The organism is Thalassoroseus sp., from assembly GCF_984380535.1.
Map to the genome: position 1 here is coordinate 1 of NZ_CFHRBF010000002.1, position 18,317 is coordinate 18,317.

Sequence of the window (18,317 nt, forward strand, 5' to 3'; positions counted from 1 at the left end):
ACGACATACGAACCGTGCAGGAACTCCTTGGGCACAAGGATGTTAGAACGACAATAATCTATACCCATGTTCTGAACCGTGGTGGCCGTGGCGTTCGCAGCCCTGCGGATTTCGATTGTTTCCATTCCTAATAACGTGCGCATGTTATTAGGAATCGTTCCTAATAAACACTAGTTACCCGAACAAACTGATGGAACGCCTTCACCACGATCGTGAATTTACGGTGGATGCGGTCGCCGGTTCGCAGCTGTCGAATCTGATTGCAATCTCCGATGCGTCAAACGATGCGATGCACCCGATCGTGTTCTACGCGAAGTTCAACTGCGCGCCGGGTTGGCACAAATTTTTCCTTGACCTGGGTGCTGCGTTTTGGGATCTGGTCTCAGACGAAGACGTTGCTGAGGACCTACAAGATGAATGCTACAACTCCATTCGCCTGCTCGAAGAAATGACGGGGCAAACTGTGGCGGAGGCGTTCGCGTTCGTGCCTGATGGTACTGAATGCGCCTCGATTAACGTTGTGTTTGCTGACGATCGACGCCTCGCGATACAATGTGTCCATGATGTCGATGGGCACCACACCGAAGCGCATCTAATCGGGTAACCATGCCATGCACCGGAGCGGCGTCAGCGCGATTTCTGATGGTTAGTTTCACACTCGCCGCCCGGTGACGGCGGACGTTATCCCGCTCTGGAGAATCAAAGTGCTCGGTTTCGGTTGGTGCCATCTTCGATCGGATCGTGCGCCACTCGCCGATGCCACACTCGATAGCGTTGAACGAGTTGACTCCGAAATTGACGAGGCCGACAAACTTCTTTGGGAAAGTTTCCGAATTTGGATGCAGAATAACGCTGACCCATTTATGCAATGGCAGCTCCATGAGAATCTCAACAATCACCACGGCCTGCTGACGTACTGCCTATCACGAAATCATAGGTCCTCCAACGTATGGGAAATGCTCGAATGGATCGCAAAGAACGGTCCGGGCAGCTATGGGCTGTTCTACTGCCACGATGACGAAGACACGATGGATCGAAATGCCTACAACAGAAGCCCACTAATGGACTACAATAATGTGTTTCGTGTTCATCGGCTGTTGAATGGAAATATTGACGAACTTGATGACCCGTTCTTCGGTTTAATCGACGGTGGCATCGACCCAGTCCATCCATACGATCGAGCTGATCACTGAACGCGGGATAACAAAGCAATGCACCGGAGCCGCGAAGTCCGGGCGTTTTGACAATGGACAATCCCTCGTCGCGGCCCGGTGATTGCAGTCGTTATGTGGCTAAACCCATGTCAATGGAGCACAGAGCGTATGAGTTCGACTGGGCCACGTTTGATACTGATCTGCGCCCAATCCTGGCTGATGCTCTCGGATCCAATGACACGTCTCAGCTCTTGTCCTACATTGACACCAATATCAGCGAACTGACGGATCCGTATGAAGGGCTTCCGCTCACAAGCGATTGGCAATCGCAGGTCGAACACATTGACGAAGTTCACACGCTCGGCGATTTCGCGCTAACTCGATTCTACAATCCAGTGGACGATTTCGGGGTGGGCGATGCGTGGACCGAAATCAGCGACGCACTTAACGAGTCATGCCAAGTCGCGATGCTCGGCCAGACCGTTGGGCCAACAGACAACCCATTTGACCCGGGACGCATGGGATCGTACTTCCAGTCGCCCAACACTGTCGTACAATCGATTGTTGAGCTTGCTGCCGTCAATGATCCGAAACTCGCTGATTACTTGTCATTGCTCAATGCCTGTCGATCCAAGAATCGTGGCGTTTACGTAACGTTCTAAGCGCTACATAACGAATCGCTCAACCGGAGCGGCGATTAAGCGCGAAATCCAAATCAACATTGCTGACCGCCACCCGGTTAGCTTAGCCGTTATGTGCCAATGAGCGAACCTGAGCTTAAGTACGAGCCTTCAGTGAGAATTCCCGGTGGCACTCTTCTTAGAGCACAACTCGTCGGGACTCACTCTCCTGACGGATACAATCTCGAGTTTGATTGGATTGACCCTCCACCGGATAACATTACTCCGGCAATCGGCGTATTTGCGCAAGACGACTATTTTGAGGCATTCTTGGCTGTCCGGCGTCACCTAGAAGATGATGGATGCGAACTCCTATGCAAAGGATGCGCAGTCGACGTGTGGCCGTCGGGTATGAGTCGTGACATGGGTGGCGGGATCAAGGCCTATCAGATGCATCTCGGCGAGCCCGCAAGCACTTCCAGCCTCGTGGACATATTTGAGCCCGACTCAAAGATTCAGTATTCTCGGGTCTCAACCCAAGAAAAGTACTTCCAAGAGTGGCTGAAATTACTGGGTCACTAACTTGCCCGGCCAATCCACAACGGGCGCATAACAAAGCCGTGAACCGGAGCACTCAATCACGCGGCAACTGAAATCAAAGCCTTCCGTTCGTGCCCGGTTACGGCAGGCGTTATGCGGCAAAGGCAACTGATTCGAATGGGTAGTCGCACGATCGTTCAAACCGCAATCGGAACGCTGTGGGGACGCGACTGCATTTTCCTTGACCGGCTATCGATGCCCGATACATCCACACTCGTTCTGAAGGGAACGATCAACACCGGTATCGTGAGGCAGTTCGTTCCACCAGAACAAATGCCCACATCGGAAGAACTGCCATACGTCCTCAGATTCAATGGCGTACTAGCAACTCATATCCTCGAACTTGACACATGGCAGTCTCAACACGACAGCGAAGACAATGCATTCATGGGCTCGTCGTTTGAAGAACTCGTTGATTCTCGATGGCTTTCCTCATTGGCTGGCAAGGTTACGCCCAACCATCGGCACTTTGCAGTGTTGACGTATGATGATGTCATAGACGTCATCTGTCGGGATTACACTCTGTCGTTTAACCCCAAAACCGCATAACAATACAATGCACCGGAGTTGCCGTCCGGGCCGAATCTGAATTCCGCGTCACCGGCGGCAACCCGGTGATTGTGGTCGTTATCCCGCTGTAGAATCTGCGTCGTATTCCAATGACACAAAAACCAAATCTTCTACAGGTCGTCGAACGAAATACTCGCGCATTTTCTGTAGATTCTGGTGGACCTGATATTTTAGGAGGTCCATGTTTATTTTGCGTGGTCGCGATAATGCAAAACCGAATGAAACGCGACGACGCATTACGTGCTACTCATTGGGTATGCTTGGATGATTTCAATCCATATCCCGGTGCGAAGTGCCCCAGCTATTCAGCCCCGGTTAGAATCGCATGCGAAACCGCTTCACGAGAATGTCGTGATCTTGAACTTGGCGAATTATGGAACGCATTGCATTCGAATGATCCGTTGAAGTTTGCCGAGCTTTGCAATCATTATTCAATATTGTGATCGCTTAACATGTCGAACAAAATCGATGCGGGATAACAATGCGTTGGACCGAAGCCGTTACAATAAACCCAAACTCGCGGGATAGGCTGCGCCCATTTTATCCCGCTCAAACACTTGCAAGTCGATCGTCGGCTCGGTCAACTTGGGCGTTCTGTCGCAGAGACTCACATGCAACCTGCCGACTCACCATTCTCGAACGAAGCAGACATCAAGGAGCTTGCACATGTTCTTGACGGTACGTTCGCATGGCTGACCGAAACACCGACGCACGATGAATGGGCGATCGGTGACGAACGCGCCGGCGACCTTCCAACGCAAATTGACGCTGCAATCGCATCCGCCGCAGAAAACGGACTCAAACTACCGCCAGAATTCGTCACCTTCATTCGCACACCGGAATGGCACAAACATCTGCGCTCGGTAACGGCGTGCTACCTGAATCTCGCTGAAACCGTGCTGCCGTTCGCCAAAGGATTCCTGCTCCGATTCCTGCACGATCAGCAAGACTGCGCCCTCTGGTACTTGTACGTCAACGCGGACGGTTCAGATCACTGTGTTGTCTCGTCTTACGAGTACTTCGACGCCGACGACATGGACTACGAAATAGACGAACTCAAAGAAACAGACTTTCACATTTGGGAGACGTCATTCGAGAGGTTCATGTCGCGCTTTTGGATCGAAAACGAAATCCTATTCGCGAAATATGATGATACGGTTCCCCCTGACGTTGATGCGAAGTTTCTCCAAATGTACGCTCAATAGCGACAGTACAAACCGTTGCACACGGAGCCGCGGGCCGCGCGGTTTGGTGAGTTCATCGTCGTTCGCCGCGGCCCGGTGAACGGGGGCGTTAGGCGGCAAAGGTGAGAATGGGGCCCAGCGAAACTGACGTCCGGCAGTCAATCGATTATCTGCTCGGCACCGACACAACCGAGCGTTGGCCTGTCACCGATCCTCCTGTGCCCACCTCACCAGAGGACTACGGCGTCGTTTCAGCGATGACTCTTGCGAAAATGGCACACCCGACGACGGAATCGATGGCAGCACTAATTCACGGTGCCCTCAAGTTCGATGACGACTATGTAAAGGCGGCATGCAGTGAAGCGATAGCTGAAATCGACTCGGAGTTGGCAAAGTCGATTTTTCTGGCCCAAACAATGGATAGTGAACCAGACGTCCGCGACAATGCTTTCGAACGTCTTTGGCAAGTTGACGGTCCAGACTTCACGCTTGCTCGTGCCGTTCGCGACCGACTACTCCACGACTCAGATGAATCAGTTCGCGCGACAGCGGAAGCCTACAGAGAATCGGAAGAGAAGTCTTCAGAATCCATGACTGCATAACAATCCGTTGCACACGGAGCGGCCGTCGGGTGCTGAATCTGAAATCCACGTCGCTGGCGGCCGCCCGGTGATGTAGGTCGTTATCGGACTAGGTGAAACGCAATGATGGGCAAGCATTACACCTGTTCGGCATGCAACTTTGATTTTGCGTCCGGATGGTCACATCATGCTGGCGGGCAATTCATAGCCTGCTCAAAGTGCGGTGCCCAATTTGTTCTGGGCAATGGCGAATCTCAATGGGGCGCGAAAGACAATGAAACACTTTCACTGCGCCGGCTCCTAACTGATGAACACATTGACACAGCAGTCGTCGTCAAGAATGCGACGATTGCGGACGACGAAGAATGGGATGGTGTATCATTCCTTCAATTCAATGAATTCACGTGCCCCGACTGCAATGCTGCTGGGATAGTTCAGGCGTTCGATGATGATTCCCTGTGCCCAGCGTGCAAGAATGGACGGATCAATCAGGGTGGGTCATGCATCTATTGAATTGTCCGATAACAAGAAAATGCACCCGAGTGGCGAAGACGTGCGTTTTGACAATTGAGAATCTCTCGTCGCGACCGGGAGATTTTGGACGTTAATAGTTTGGCCTGATCGAGGTGCTTTCTTGCCTGAGCATCTCAACAAGTTGATTGCGTTCGTTCTCTGAGAGGTGTTGGCGGATTGTAGATGCCAGTTGATGCAAAGAGACCCGTCTTGCGTCGGATTTTGCGTCGCCGTTTCGCGAATTCGCGGTTTGTCCTGGGGCTTTTTGGGATCGTTCGAGTCCCTCTACTGACATCGGCACAGATGGCGTGAAGTGCCCTGGATGGTCAAACTCTGACTTTTCTAGGGCTTTCGCGTTTGTCTCTCTGCCTGACCGCCTTCGACGTGCATTGACGGTGTCGGATTTTTGATCCGCTCGTACGCCGTGTGAAGTCGGTATTCCTCGGCCAAATCCGTCTTTCGCGGGAACGCCAGTTCGAATACGCGTGGCAATCCCGGATGATGCTGTGAACAGCTCCCTCAAGAGCCTGTCGGCACAACACTGTTAGTCCGCGGTTGGCTTCTTTGTGGGTGACGAACAATACCGATCCTCATTCGGTCTCACGGTCACTTTGGGATCCGAGAATGGATTTTGACTGATCCGTTTTGCTGCACCGGCGTCTTGAGGAACAATTTCGCAGCTAGAGTAGATTTGCGGACGGCGCTTTCGCTTAGACCTCCGCTGGCTAGTAGTAACTGCCGTTTGAGCCAATGCCATTGAGCATCATTGTTAACAACTCGACTCCCCTCCCGACTGACAGCCATCTAACCAATAAGACTTGATGTGGGTTTTGTGAAAAAGCTCGCAATAAACCGCAAAGTCTTTTTTGAAATCGTAAATCCAGTATCCATTGAATTCTAGCGAGATTTCAGGCACGCTAGGCAGGTACGAATAGACTAGCCGGCATCGACTACCGAATCTCTGTTGTTATTTCAGCAACTGGCTAAGTTTTTATTGGACCATTATGCTAGCTGGCTGCTGATGGGTTTCTAACTAGTTTTCGTGTCAGGTAAGGTGACAAAGTCGCGTGTGTTAAGCCGATACAGACAAGCTTTTCGTTTTAGCTATCAACACGAGTTTGCTTCTAGAACTCAGATGACGATCTTGGAAACAAAGTGTAACGAGACGTCAGGAACTATAGATGACTCACGTCGTTTTCATTCGCAAGACACCGCAATTGACAATGCTTCATTTATACTAACCGTGACCGGAGCTCGACGCGGTACAACTTTCTTGCCGGCCAAATTCGAAAAGCCTGGGTCGAGGGCAATACAACATGAGTAGCTTTCATCCGACTAACTTTTTTTGACTGTTACTGGCCAGACTTTATCTAGGAGTGTGGAAGATGTTTCGAGTTCATGTCTACTTGCTAGTTGCATTGAGTTTGCTTAGCACGGCAAACTCGCTTTGGGCCGACCAGAAACAGGATGTTCAGGAGATTGAATCTCGCACGAAAGCTTTCGCGGCGGCTCTTTCTAAGGCCGATGCAACGGCCATTGCTCAGTTTTGGACCGATGGCGGCGAATACATTCAAGGTCATCTTTCGATTCGCGGGCGGGAGGCGATTCAAGAAGCCTTCACGAGTGCGAGCAAAGATCGTTCAAAGCTTAAAGTCGTGGCCGAAAGCGATGAGATTCGTTTTCTCTCGGCAAGTACTGCGATTGAGGAAGGTCGATTTCATATTGAAAGCGATGAAGAAAATTCTGGCAGCACTGGTTACAGCCTGCTATACACGAAGGAAGACGGGCAATGGTCTATCGCGTTGCTTCGCGAGTTTGCGGATAGTCCCTCATTGCGTGATCTCGCTTGGCTTGTCGGCACATGGCAAGTCGACGCAAACGGCACAAAGGTGACAACAACTTACGAATGGACTCTCTCCAAAAAGTTTCTAAGAATGGAGTATTCGACAGAGTCCGAGGAGGGCGAAAGCAGTGGTAGCCAGATGATCGGTATGGATTCCGAGACGGGTTTGCCAAAGTCTTGGTTGTTCACGGACGAAGGTGGCACGGGAGAATCGTTGTGGACCAGAGACGGGAAAAAATGGTTAGTTCTTGCTACCGGTCGACAATCAGATGGCACCGAAGTGACAGCGACAAATGTCCTCATACCAGTCGACCGGGATTCCTTCACCTTTCAGTCTACAAAACGAACTATTGATGGCGAATCGGTTCCGGACACTGATGTGATTACCGTTAAACGCGTGAAATAGAATCGTGATCGAATCCGTACTTTGGAGACTTTTTCTATGCGTTATTTGTATTTAATGTGTCTCGGGGCTTCGATTCTCCTCGTTGATACGCACGCTTCGCATGCGGTGATTCGTGCGGGGATGCAGCGATCCGCTGCGGCGATTGGTCCCTATGGAGCGGCCACCGCACATTCCGCTCGCGGAGTAGCCGCGGGACCTTTGGGTGATGTTCGCTCGGGAGCCGCCCAGACTGGAAGCATGACGACTCGCGGTGGAACGACGGTGCAGTATGGTTCGGCGGCCGCCGCGAGGTCGGGTCCATTCGGTCGCACAGAAGCTGGAAGAGCCAGCGGTGTGCGAGTGACAACACCGGCCGGCCAAACGTATTCCCGTGGATCGTCAACCAGGGTCAATGCGGGACCTTTCGGGGCCAGTGGCGTGCACCGATCACGAAGTTCAACGATTGGTCCCTATGGAGCAGCCGCAAGCCGACGAACCGCAGTCGGGATACGCCGATAAACCCCGAGCAAGACGCGAGCGTCATTGAATTCAGTTCATTGCAATGATCGAGGCAACCTAAGAATTTGCATGCGTTGATCCGTCTGCATACCAGATTGTGCGCGAGCTTTACCGGCTGGGCAGCCTGATCTACATACAGTGCGGCTTGGTCTACTTAACGCGGTTAGTGCGATAAACCGTGAATGCGACATCAATCTTCGCCATCTTTTTAAGACTTCCGACGGGCGAATAGCGGGGGAACTTAGTTTTTCCTAAAAACTTAACGTGGACATTCCGCCGCCAACCCGCTATTCTCTGGGTCCTCGCCCGGATTCCAACCAGACACTGTAACTCTCCGATGTATTTCGCCGTAACTAAGCTCTCACCACCGTGATCCTTTCTTCACTTGTTTTGGGAATGATCATTTCAGGATGTGTGCGACCGACTTTCAATCAGTCGGCCGATTGGCGTCTGTTCGGATAGGTCTTCCGGAACATCTGCTCCCTTGTGTTTGTACTCATGACTGTGACATGGGCTTTCGCCCGTGGTTCGCTTCGTGAACGTGCTATTCATACGCCGATGGTGCGCACCGTTGGCTGACTCTCTTGTTGGAAGTTGTCGTTCGATGTTTGATTTGTCCGCAGCCCGCGAAGCGGGTGTCAAAGATGAGATTCTATCTGGCCTGACCGTGGCTTTGGCATTGGTTCCCGAGGCGGTCGCCTTCGCTTTGATCGCAGGTGTTCCGCCTTTGACTGGTCTGTATGCGGCATTCACAGTCGGGTTGATTACTTCAATCTTCGGGGGTCGCCCCGGCATGATCTCCGGTGCAACGGGTGCGATGGCCGTTGTCGTTGTCAGCTTGGTTAAAGATCATGGCATCGATTATCTGTTTCCGGCCGTCGTGTTGGCAGGTCTCATCCAGATCGGGGTAGGCTTGGCACGACTGGGAAAATTCGTGCGGTTAGTCCCTCACTCGGTCATGTTAGGATTCGTCAACGGATTGGCCATTGTCATTTTTATGGCCCAGTTGCCGAACTTTCAGGTTGCGACTCCTGTACTCACAGAAGGTGGGCAAACGGCTGTGCAAACGTCTTGGATGACGGGCACTCCACTTGCGATCATGCTGAGTCTTGTTGGCCTTACGATGCTAATCATTTATGGATTGCCACGATTGACTCGTGCGGTACCGGCCTCACTCGCGGCGATTCTCGTTGTATCAGCGATCGCCGGATTTGCATTGCCGATGTTCGGCTTAGAAACGTCGACTGTGCGCGATCTTGCCGGTTCGATCAAAGGCGGCTTTCCGAGTTTTCAGTTTCCTAGTGGCGATATGACGTGGGCCACTGTACTAAGCCGAGAAACACTGCTCATCATTCTGCCGTACTCACTGATTTTAGCAGGTGTCGGCTTGATTGAATCTTTGATGACATTGACCTTGATCGATGAAATCACCGAAACCCGTGGTCGAGGAAACCGAGAGTGCATGGGGCAGGGGTTAGCGAATGTTGTGACCGGAATGTTCGGTGGTATGGGTGGCTGTGCGATGATTGGTCAAAGTTTAATTAACGTCAATTCCGGCGGTCGGAGACGACTCTCAGGGATTGTTGCCGCTGTTTGCTTGTTAATGTTTGTGATGTTTCTTTCGCCTTTGATTGAACGTATTCCGATGGCTGCCCTCGTGGGTGTGATGTTTGCTGTGGCGATTGGAACTTTCGAATGGGCCACCGTCCGCACTTGGCGAAAGATTCCTGCGAGCGATGTGTTAGTCATGGTGATTGTGGCGGGAGTGACTGTGTTTGCACATAACCTCGCGCTTGCTGTATTGATTGGTGTGATTGTCTCCGCCCTTGTATTTGCTTGGCAACATGCAACACACCTAAGCGCCGCGGTGCAAACACTAGAAACTGGCGAGAAACAATACCAATTGCATGGACCATTGTTCTTTGCTTCCGTGTCTAGCTTTCGCGACCTGTTCGATCCCGCGAATGATCCTGACGAAGTGATCATCGACTTCTATTTCACGCGGGTCTATGATCAGTCTGCACTCGAAGCCATTCACGCCGTTGCCGAGCGTTACGATCGCTTGAACAAGAAACTTCGTCTGCAACATCTCAGCCCAGAATGTCGAACATTGTTGCAACGCGTGCAGAAGTTTATCGAAGTCAACGTCTCCGAAGACCCACACTATCATGTCTCAACAGACCACGCGGTCTAAGTTTGCTAGACTCGCTCACAACAAATGCCGGGCTTTGATGTCTAAGTATTGATTGACAAGGCTCGAAGAAAGGTCTTCGGGCAGGCAATCGATAACTTTGAGCCCGGCGTGTTCGAGACGGGCGACTTGTTGAGATTGGGCGGCAATCATTTCCGCAGCGGCGGCAATCTGGAAGGCTTCCACGCCGGTTTCGGGTTGTTGACTGAGACGCTCATAGAGTGGCACGTTCCGCAAAAACGCACCGAGCACTAGATGCGGCGTTTTAAGTTGCCTAAGAGCCGTCGCGACGGATTGCATATGGACTTCATCGAGTGAGTGAGTCAGCAACACGACTAACGCGCGACGTCGATGTCGCAACCGGAGTTGTTGCACCATTTGTGTGTAGTCGGTGGCGTCGAGTGTGGGCGTAAGATCGTAAGTTTGCCGGACGAGGGACTGTATTCCCGCCGCCCCGCGCAACAATGGCACCCAACGATCGGGTTTGCGTCCACACACTAGCATGCCGACCGAGTCGCCTTGGCGTAATGCGACATAACTTAGCAGAATGGCAGCGTTCAACGCGCGGTCGAAATGCGTGATGCCGTCGGCTTCATTGCACATCGAACGACCGCTGTCGAGTAGAAAAATGATTGTTTGATTCTTCTCGACAACATACTCGCGACTAATTAGTTCCCGTTGCTTCGAAGTGGCTTTCCAATCAATCGAACGGTACTCGTCACCACGTCGGTATTCACGAAGGCGATCAAAGTCGTTGCCACGACCGCGTAAGCGGGAAAGTCGGACACCGGCTTGGGACAGTCGATTCTGACGAGCCAACAGTTCCACACTATGCACAGCTCGAATATCCGGGAAGATTCGCACAGCCTGGGGGAGTTCGCGTTCTTCTTGAATGGTCCACAAACGCAACTGACTACGAAGCCGAAGAAAAACCGAACCAAATTCATTCCGACCACGACGATGCGGACGGATATGGTACACCACGCTTTGTGTGCGGTTGGGTTGCAATCGAACTGAAAACGGCAAATCGATGGTATTACACGGAGCAGGGGGTTCGTCGTGGACTTCGAGATACACCGAAAAGCGATTCGAATTACGAAACCAGATTGTCACGGCATTCGTGGCACCGACACTAAAGACCTCAGCGGCTTCGCGTTCCACAGTGATGCGATTCAGCCGGGGCGAAATCAGTAAGTCGACGACCGCGATCGCGAGTACTGTCATCGTAAGCAGCACACCCGCCGAAATTAGCACGGGTTGAAAGATGCCGACAATTAACGGAACCCCCGCGAGTGCAAACAGCGCCAGTAAGAATCCGCGAGGCATCATGGGAAGAGTCGGGGTTAGGGATTCGGCTTTAGGGGGTTCGGGTTTAAGATTCGTTCGTAGGTTTCTATCTGCCCTATTCTCGACATCCTAATTCTTAATCCCTGTTCACTTCCTTGGTGCTTCGACGCTGTCGAGGATTTCTTGAATCACGTCGTCGATGTTGACGCCTTCAATTTCCACATCGGGACGGAGACGCAATCGATGCCGAAGAACCCAGGGAGCTAGCTGCTTGATGTCGTCGGGAACAACAAAATCGCGACCGCGACACGCTGCCAACGCTCGCCCGGCAACCAGCATATTCACACCGGCACGGGGACTGGCACCGACCTCGACGGCGTGCCAACGTCGCGTCCGGCTGACTAACGCCGTGATGTACCGAATGATCGACGGTTCGACAATGACTTCCCGACAGACCGCCTGCACCTCAGGAATGTCGGCGGCTTGCAGAATGGCCGAAACGTCGAACAGATCGAGGTTTCGCGTGTCACGTCCGGCTGCGTAATGGCCGAGGATGTCCGCCTCTTGGTCTTCCGTCGGGTAGTCGACCACCAATTTGAACATGAACCGGTCAAGCTGGGCTTCCGGCAACGGATAGGTGCCTTCCTGCTCCAACGGATTCTGCGTGGCGATTGTGATGAAGGGCGGTGCAAGCCGATATGTTTGCCCATCGACCGTGACTTGCCGTTCTTGCATTGCTTCAAGCAAGGCGGACTGCGTTTTCGCCGGTGCTCGGTTGATCTCGTCTGCGAGCAGCAGATTCGTAAAGATCGGCCCGCGGTTGAAATGGAACTCGCCCGAGTTCATCTCATATACCGAATGCCCCGTGATATCCGAGGGCATCAGGTCCGGTGTGAACTGGATTCTGCGAAACTCACAGGAGAGAACACGACTCAACGTGTTGACGAGTAACGTTTTTCCCAGACCGGGCACGCCTTCGATCAGGATGTTCCCCTCGCAAAACAATCCGACGAGGGTGGCTTCGATCAGTTCATCCTGACCGACCATGACCTTTCCCACTTCAGCCAATGCGCGGTCGAAAGTGGTTTCAATCTGTCCAATATGCATCGGCCAACCAAGTGGATTTATTGTGAGGTACGACGAATCAGTCGGGTTGGGTTACGCCACAAAATGCGTTTCCCAACCACCTTCTACCCACAACGAACCACTCGAATCAACCGTGATACAAAATATCCCGCGGTCGCTGAACGGTAAGCCGCTCGTAAGAGATTACGAACTCAACTTCCCCCAGCCGCAAACGGTCTCCCGGGAGCAAAGGAGCTTCGCAAACTTTCTGATCGTTGACGAAGGTTCCGCCCATCGATTCCAAGTCACGAACTCGGACGGTATCGTCTTCAATCGCCATCTCGCAGTGGTGCTTGTCCAACGCATCTCCTAAGTGACAAGCATCCTCAGAGCTCCCCAATACAGCGGGGAAGCGATCTAGAACCACGCGATGAAACTGGCGGGAACCGTTTTGTCGAAATAGACGTACTCGCATAGGTCAAGAATTTGATAGCGGGATTAGATGTGAGCGCGATCGAAATAAACTGACCAAAAATTCAAACATCCGCACTGTAACAAGCCGGCCAGCGTTTTTTCCCCGATGCGGTATCAACAATCCATTCCTTGACCATCTCATTAGGGGGCTAACTGAATAGCAAAACAGAAAATCCCGCGCAATTCAACGACAAAATCGGCATTCCTAGGGGATTTCCCGACATTTTCTGCGAGAATCTACCCGCCCAATTGGAGTGGTGATGCAGGTTTCGCTGATTTCGCCGTTGGAAAAATTGCATGGTTCAACAAGCAGGAATTCGTTGATGTGATCTTGCTACGGCTATTTCCATTGATTTCCCATCAAAAACCGGCCGATGGTAAGAGTGATGAAATCAATCGGATGACGCACCCAACTGACGTGGGCCAATCCAGATGCGAGCCATTGCTTATCTTAACTTGCTTCTAGTCGTGTGTTCACTCTCGACGGGATGCCAACTTCATTCCCGCCAAAATGCGTTACGAGCGCATTCCGAGCTTGAAGACAGCTATGCCGACGTGGTTGATGCAATCGGACAGCTAAGTCCGGTCGCTCGCCCTTGGCACGATGACGCCCGGCTTGCGTACTATTCGCGTCCCAAGTATTTCCGTACTGCGGCGATGGAAGTCGATCATTCGTACGTCGTCGAACCATCGGAATCTTCGATTACAGCCCCAGCAGCGTCGGCACCTTCTCCCGCAATAGGGCCATCTCCTGGTGTGTTTCACCCAGGTAGGTGAGCAATTGCAAGTCGTCCCGATTGACCGTCCCGCCGTGCATTAGCCAAGCCCGCACACGCAGTAGCTTATAGAGCTTGACGAGCTTCCGGTCGCTGATGAACAGTCGATCTTCCCGCACCAGCGTTTTCACGAGACGCTGATATTCGCGGAATACGTCGTCAGGGAAAAACAACTGACGATCGTTGCGTTCTTCGCCTTGGCTCGCATGTTCCCGTTTCCCAAAAAGATAGGTCAAATACCGACCTGCTTTGAGGATGTCTTCGAGAGATGCATGGCCCTCGATCCAAGGACGTTGATTCAGCGAACGATGAACTTCGCTGTCTAATCCCGCGTCGATCAATGCGGTAAAGTGGTCATCCGCCACCGATAGACTTTCCGCTTTCAGGACGAAACGGTCCTTCAACGCCGACAATTCGCCATGCTCGGGCACTTCGTTGGTGGCTGCGAAGAGAACTCGTAAGTTCACCGGCTGTGGTTTGCCGTCTTGATAGAATTTCTTTTCGTTGATGATCGTCAGCAGGATATTCAAGATCGCCGAGTTCGATTTGAAGATCTCATCCAAAAACGCCAACCGAGCCGTCGGCAACTTCCCCTGTTCGCGACGGATGTAACGCCCCTCGCGGAGCTTGTTGATATCGATCGGCCCCACGATTTCACTCGGTTCGGTGAACCGGGTGAGCATATACTCGAAGTAGTCGTCTTCGGGCAGACCAATGGCGTCTTTGAACTTCAAAATCAAATCGCTTTTCGCGGTTCCCGGCGGACCGACAATCAGCAGTGGCTCCTGCGCGACGGCGGAAATCACCATTAAGTCGATCAGCGATTGCTTTTGAACCAGAAACCGTCCCAGACTGGTCCGCAAGCGATTGAGTCGCCCGCGAATCTCCTCGGCTTGTTCGCGAAGTTCCTCAAAGGTCCATTCCTCGGTCGACGCTGCTGTACTCATGATATTCCGTGAAGTCGATGACCTGAAATCAATCAATCAACAATCAAATCCCGGCGGCGTTCCGGGCGTGTTCCACGTCGCGGTGAATTCGACGACGGATAAAATACTCGTGCTCTTCCAACAACTGCCGACCTTTGCGATCGAGCGTGAAGTCATCGCTGATCATCGCTAACACAACTGCCTCCACAACATCGAGCAACGCCGGAGAATAGTACCGTTCACAGGCATCCATCGCACCGCGAATCATATTTCCACCGGCTTTCGGTTGAGCGATTTGATCAAGCCGTTCGAAGATTTCTTCAAATCGTGGCAACGCGAACTCGATTGGTGCTTGCTCCAAGGTGGCAACATACACATGTAACAGCCCCAACCGTTCCAACGGTTTCAGCGTTTTTTCTTGAAACAGGAATGTCCGTGCATCGTCGACAACCGCTTCCGCTTCCGTGTGCTGTCCGAGATAGAACCAACCGGCGGCGACGTTGAGCATCAAAAAGTGGCGGCGTTTTTGATTGAGCAATTGGCGTTCACCGTCGGCGACCTCCAGTTTGTCTTTCGGGCCGACTTTGGACTTGCCTTTGCTCTTCAATGGTTCTTCCGCTTGGTCGAACTTGTTCTCGCGAACTAGCCGATTGATCTGGTCGAGCATCTCGGCGACTTCCGAGCGCATCCCCAGTTTTCGCAATCCATGCACCGCTCGTTTGATGAGTGCTCCGAAAGTTTCCGCCGTTTCCGACTGGCTGGCTGACTCGAACAAGTGTTGCAATCGATTCCAAAATGTCTGCACCGGCCCGCTTAGGCCGAAATGAGCAGCGACCTCGATCGATTGCTCCAAGAGAACGGCCTGCTGATTCGCGTCGGAAAGTTCGTCGAGTGTTGGCAGGGTGCGTTCCAGCAACTCGCGGGCATGAGATTCGCCCAAGCGGGGGGCAAACTCTAAGGCCGATGTCAGAAGAACTTTCCCCCCCAATGGATCGAAGTCCAACGGGGCAGTGTTGCCATGTTCGTCGAGCAAGTCGAGCAGCTTTGTTGCCAACGCATCGCGATCGTGCAAATCGATCAATTGTTCCAATTGACCGGCCAACCCAGCCTCTGCGGACGATTTGCTTCCCTGATAGAATCTTGCCCAGGCGTTGACTTGTTCATGCGGGTGCAAAATTCGCGATTGTCGTCGTAGCTTGTTTAGATAGTAACCCGCCTCCCGACGGGATTTTTTCTCCGTCACCGACAAGCCGTCGTTCGGCTCGAAAAACGTCAGCAACTCATCTGACAGCCGACTCCCTGCCGCTTGCCCTTCGAGGGCTTGTTCGATCCGTTGCCCGAACGCATCTGCAACCCATTGATGGACCGTATCGTGTGTCTCTTGGGAGTCAAACAATTCGCTCTGCACTCGCTCGAGCAACTCCCGACTTTCCTCGCTGCGATTCATCCGAGCCAAACCGTAAGCCGTGATGAGATTCGCGTAAGCAGCGGTCTTGGCGTTCTTCAGCGTTGGACGGGTTTGGCTTTCGTCTTCGACCCATTTTCGAATGACCGGTTGCAAGTCGATCAGACGCTGACCAATGGCACGATAGCGGTCGCCTGTTCGATTGCTGGTCGTCCGCAGGAACGCTGGTAAATCGAGTTCCGGGGTGAGTCCCTGGGAATACAAACGTTCCAGAATGCGATCCCGTGCCCGGGCGATTGCCAACACATCGTGATCGGCCAACTGGGAAAACGCGAGCCACGCCAACCAAGCCACGCGAACCGGCAACAGCGATTCCGAACGCTCTAACAACGTCTGCACTTGAGGCAAGTGCGTGGTGTTCTCGATGGAAGAACCGGAACTCGCGGCTGCAATCACGTGAGCCGCAAGTTGATTGACTTCCGTGGGACTCAATCGGTTTTTTGAGACCAACGCTTCCAAGTCATCACCACCACATGCCGGCTCCCCGCTGGATTTCGTTTCTAGATCGAACCACGCACCGGCGACTTCCGCATTCAGCGTCGGGTCTTCCCAGACCGCGTTCGCCCAGCAAAGTTCCGCATCGTTGACTTGAGAAAGACCGGCGTACGTCGCTGCCAACTCCTCCCACAACTCACGACGTTCGGAAGAATCGAATGCAGCCTCCGATTCGCGAAATGTCTGTTGCAACTCTTTGAGCCGAACTTCCAATTCCGACGGTTTGGTTTCCGCACGCACACGTCGAGAACTTTTCGGAGTCTGCGAGGGCGACGGCACAACGACCGACTTCTGGACATTCTTCGACGTTCCCGACGGTCGATTGACTTTCGCTTCGCTCATCCGCGGTTCGTTGGGCGTCGGCGCGCGTTCCTCCGGCCCTGGAGTGCGTTCGCGTTCGGGGCGACCGTCGCTGCAAACGAACTTTTCAAATTCGAACTGCATCGACTGCGTCCACTCGTCGAGGGCAACGCGGTCGGTGTCGAGAACATAATCGACCCAATCGGCCAACGGTCGAAACGCTGAATCCGGGAGGCTCTGTGGTTGGAAGCCGACACCTTCACTGGGCATTAACCAGGTGACTTCTGTTGCGTCCGCTGCGAGCAAATTTTTGACGGCATCCCGGCGGAGTGGGGGATGAATCCGCCGACCAACCGGCACGAACAAGTTCGGCAACTTCAAATACGGTCGGCACGCGACACCGTCGAGCACCAACACCGGCGGAGCCAAATTTCCAGGCCGTGCTCGCACAACGACCGTTCGCGTTCCGCTGGTTGACTCCGAATCACCAACGGCAAACGCCAATCGAGAAATCAACCGGTCATCGGAGTTGCGAACCAATTCGTCGAGTTGCTCGATGCCTTTCTCGGTTAGCACCCATAACTCGGCTGCGTCGTCCGCTTGTCCCTCCACCAAACGCAACGAGACATGCAAACGGTCTTCCAACTCAACAGCCGGCAACGCTCGCGGATCGTTGGGCAACTCCAAGTCAAGTAGTTCATAAACCTCGCGAAACCGGCCTTCTTGAAGCGTCGTCCAAGTTCCATCGGACGAAATCAACAGGACTTGCCCCGGCGGAGCTGTGATTTGCGAAGCCAACGGATGCCGAAATCCGAATTCAACCCACACCCGCGACCCCGCATCGAGAAACGCCCGCGGTCGCGTCTCCGTCTCACTCGCCTGATCCAATGCCCGCAACAGTGTGTAATACGGCGGCCCAACGACATGCAACAATGCCGTCTCACCAGCTTCCGAACGCACTCGGCGGAAACTCTGGCGATCGTTTTCGAGCCGCAACATCTCAATGGCAATTTCGGCCAGTTGTGATGGTTCCGAAATCAGAAAGAGGACCGGTGTGCGGTCGGCAAGTTCCGGTGCTGCCGACATGGGTTGTAACGGGATCACTTGCAACCAGCACGAAACCGTCGTCGGTGAACCACCCGAGCCGCGAAAACTCTTCCGGGAGACAATGCCCAGTTCCTGCAAGGCATTGAAGTCAAACTCGGCGTTCTCGGCCAAAGTCCTCACCCACACGCGGCCGTCGTCTGCAGTCGCGGTTTCCGCGGGACGCGCACTGACCTCCGATGGGATGACGCCAGACGTCAACGCCAACGAGAGCACATCGAGATTGGGAAACAGCAGAATCATGGGCGACCGGTCAGAACAGTTC

15 protein-coding genes are annotated in these 18,317 nt (G+C 53.0%); 10 read left to right on the forward strand and 5 right to left on the reverse strand.

Annotation, left to right across the window (positions count from 1 at the left end):
* The 10 genes from AC5DDB_RS02320 to AC5DDB_RS02365 all read left to right on the forward strand — a co-directional run.
* The coding region (locus tag AC5DDB_RS02320) for a tyrosine-type recombinase/integrase (protein ID WP_491738514.1) at window positions 1-131 on the forward strand (131 nt) is incomplete at its 5' end.
* Window positions 132-190: 59 nt separating this feature from the next.
* Window positions 191-604 carry a hypothetical protein gene (locus AC5DDB_RS02325; RefSeq protein ID WP_491738059.1) on the forward strand — a complete coding sequence of 138 codons (414 nt, stop codon included), beginning with the start codon at window positions 191-193 and terminating at the stop codon, window positions 602-604.
* A 259-nt stretch (window positions 605-863) separates the two neighbouring features.
* Window positions 864-1,193, forward strand: a complete 330-nt coding sequence (locus tag AC5DDB_RS02330) for an Imm7 family immunity protein (RefSeq protein WP_491738515.1) — start codon at window positions 864-866, stop codon at window positions 1,191-1,193.
* Between the two features lie 212 nt (window positions 1,194-1,405).
* Entirely contained in the window at window positions 1,406-1,816 is a 411-nt protein-coding gene (locus AC5DDB_RS02335; protein WP_491738060.1) for a hypothetical protein, read from the forward strand.
* Window positions 1,817-2,491: 675 nt separating this feature from the next.
* Window positions 2,492-2,923, forward strand: a complete 432-nt coding sequence (locus AC5DDB_RS02340; protein ID WP_491738061.1) for a hypothetical protein — start codon at window positions 2,492-2,494, stop codon at window positions 2,921-2,923.
* A 632-nt stretch (window positions 2,924-3,555) separates the two neighbouring features.
* Window positions 3,556-4,149 carry a hypothetical protein gene (locus tag AC5DDB_RS02345; RefSeq protein ID WP_491738062.1) on the forward strand — a complete coding sequence of 198 codons (594 nt, stop codon included), beginning with the start codon at window positions 3,556-3,558 and terminating at the stop codon, window positions 4,147-4,149.
* A 107-nt stretch (window positions 4,150-4,256) separates the two neighbouring features.
* Window positions 4,257-4,730: a HEAT repeat domain-containing protein gene (locus tag AC5DDB_RS02350; protein ID WP_491738063.1), complete on the forward strand. Its 474-nt coding sequence runs from the start codon at window positions 4,257-4,259 to the stop codon at window positions 4,728-4,730.
* Window positions 4,731-6,607: 1,877 nt separating this feature from the next.
* Window positions 6,608-7,471 carry an SgcJ/EcaC family oxidoreductase gene (locus AC5DDB_RS02355; RefSeq protein WP_491738064.1) on the forward strand — a complete coding sequence of 288 codons (864 nt, stop codon included), beginning with the start codon at window positions 6,608-6,610 and terminating at the stop codon, window positions 7,469-7,471.
* 36 nt (window positions 7,472-7,507) lie between these two features.
* Window positions 7,508-7,969 (forward strand): hypothetical protein, encoded by a 462-nt coding sequence (locus AC5DDB_RS02360; RefSeq protein ID WP_491738065.1) that lies wholly within the window; start codon window positions 7,508-7,510, stop codon window positions 7,967-7,969.
* A 604-nt stretch (window positions 7,970-8,573) separates the two neighbouring features.
* Window positions 8,574-10,163 carry a SulP family inorganic anion transporter gene (locus AC5DDB_RS02365; RefSeq protein WP_491738066.1) on the forward strand — a complete coding sequence of 530 codons (1,590 nt, stop codon included), beginning with the start codon at window positions 8,574-8,576 and terminating at the stop codon, window positions 10,161-10,163.
* A gap of 15 nt (window positions 10,164-10,178) precedes the next feature.
* Here AC5DDB_RS02365 and AC5DDB_RS02370 read toward each other — a convergent pair whose 3' ends face one another.
* The 5 genes from AC5DDB_RS02370 to AC5DDB_RS02390 all read right to left on the reverse strand — a co-directional run bounded on the left by AC5DDB_RS02370 (window position 10,179) and on the right by AC5DDB_RS02390 (window position 18,295).
* Window positions 10,179-11,489, reverse strand: coding sequence for a DUF58 domain-containing protein (locus AC5DDB_RS02370; RefSeq protein WP_491738067.1), 1,311 nt, complete (start codon window positions 11,487-11,489; stop codon window positions 10,179-10,181).
* Between the two features lie 105 nt (window positions 11,490-11,594).
* Window positions 11,595-12,554, reverse strand: coding sequence for an AAA family ATPase (locus AC5DDB_RS02375; protein ID WP_491738068.1), 960 nt, complete (start codon window positions 12,552-12,554; stop codon window positions 11,595-11,597).
* Window positions 12,555-12,660: 106 nt separating this feature from the next.
* Complete coding sequence (locus AC5DDB_RS02380) at window positions 12,661-12,873, reverse strand: FHA domain-containing protein (protein ID WP_491738069.1); 213 nt, start codon at window positions 12,871-12,873, stop codon at window positions 12,661-12,663.
* Between the two features lie 816 nt (window positions 12,874-13,689).
* The gene (locus AC5DDB_RS02385) at window positions 13,690-14,709 is read right to left on the reverse strand and encodes an AAA family ATPase (protein WP_491738070.1); all 1,020 of its coding nucleotides are present in this window, start codon (window positions 14,707-14,709) and stop codon (window positions 13,690-13,692) included.
* Window positions 14,710-14,752: 43 nt separating this feature from the next.
* Window positions 14,753-18,295: a DUF8586 domain-containing protein gene (locus tag AC5DDB_RS02390; RefSeq protein ID WP_491738071.1), complete on the reverse strand. Its 3,543-nt coding sequence runs from the start codon at window positions 18,293-18,295 to the stop codon at window positions 14,753-14,755.
* Window positions 18,296-18,317 lie beyond the last annotated feature (22 nt).

What these genes read in the sequence shown, in the direction of transcription:
- AC5DDB_RS02325 (WP_491738059.1), top strand. Translation starts at nt 191, where the DNA reads ATGGAACGCCTTCACCACGATCGTGAATTTACGGTGGATGCGGTCGCC.
- AC5DDB_RS02330 (WP_491738515.1), top strand. Translation starts at nt 864, where the DNA reads ATGCAATGGCAGCTCCATGAGAATCTCAACAATCACCACGGCCTGCTG.
- AC5DDB_RS02340 (WP_491738061.1), top strand. Translation starts at nt 2,492, where the DNA reads ATGGGTAGTCGCACGATCGTTCAAACCGCAATCGGAACGCTGTGGGGA.
- AC5DDB_RS02345 (WP_491738062.1), top strand. Translation starts at nt 3,556, where the DNA reads ATGCAACCTGCCGACTCACCATTCTCGAACGAAGCAGACATCAAGGAG.
- AC5DDB_RS02350 (WP_491738063.1), top strand. Translation starts at nt 4,257, where the DNA reads ATGGGGCCCAGCGAAACTGACGTCCGGCAGTCAATCGATTATCTGCTC.
- AC5DDB_RS02355 (WP_491738064.1), top strand. Translation starts at nt 6,608, where the DNA reads ATGTTTCGAGTTCATGTCTACTTGCTAGTTGCATTGAGTTTGCTTAGC.
- AC5DDB_RS02360 (WP_491738065.1), top strand. Translation starts at nt 7,508, where the DNA reads ATGCGTTATTTGTATTTAATGTGTCTCGGGGCTTCGATTCTCCTCGTT.
- AC5DDB_RS02365 (WP_491738066.1), top strand. Translation starts at nt 8,574, where the DNA reads ATGTTTGATTTGTCCGCAGCCCGCGAAGCGGGTGTCAAAGATGAGATT.
- AC5DDB_RS02370 (WP_491738067.1), bottom strand. Translation starts at nt 11,489, where the DNA reads ATGATGCCTCGCGGATTCTTACTGGCGCTGTTTGCACTCGCGGGGGTT.
- AC5DDB_RS02375 (WP_491738068.1), bottom strand. Translation starts at nt 12,554, where the DNA reads ATGCATATTGGACAGATTGAAACCACTTTCGACCGCGCATTGGCTGAA.
- AC5DDB_RS02385 (WP_491738070.1), bottom strand. Translation starts at nt 14,709, where the DNA reads ATGAGTACAGCAGCGTCGACCGAGGAATGGACCTTTGAGGAACTTCGC.
- AC5DDB_RS02390 (WP_491738071.1), bottom strand. Translation starts at nt 18,295, where the DNA reads ATGATTCTGCTGTTTCCCAATCTCGATGTGCTCTCGTTGGCGTTGACG.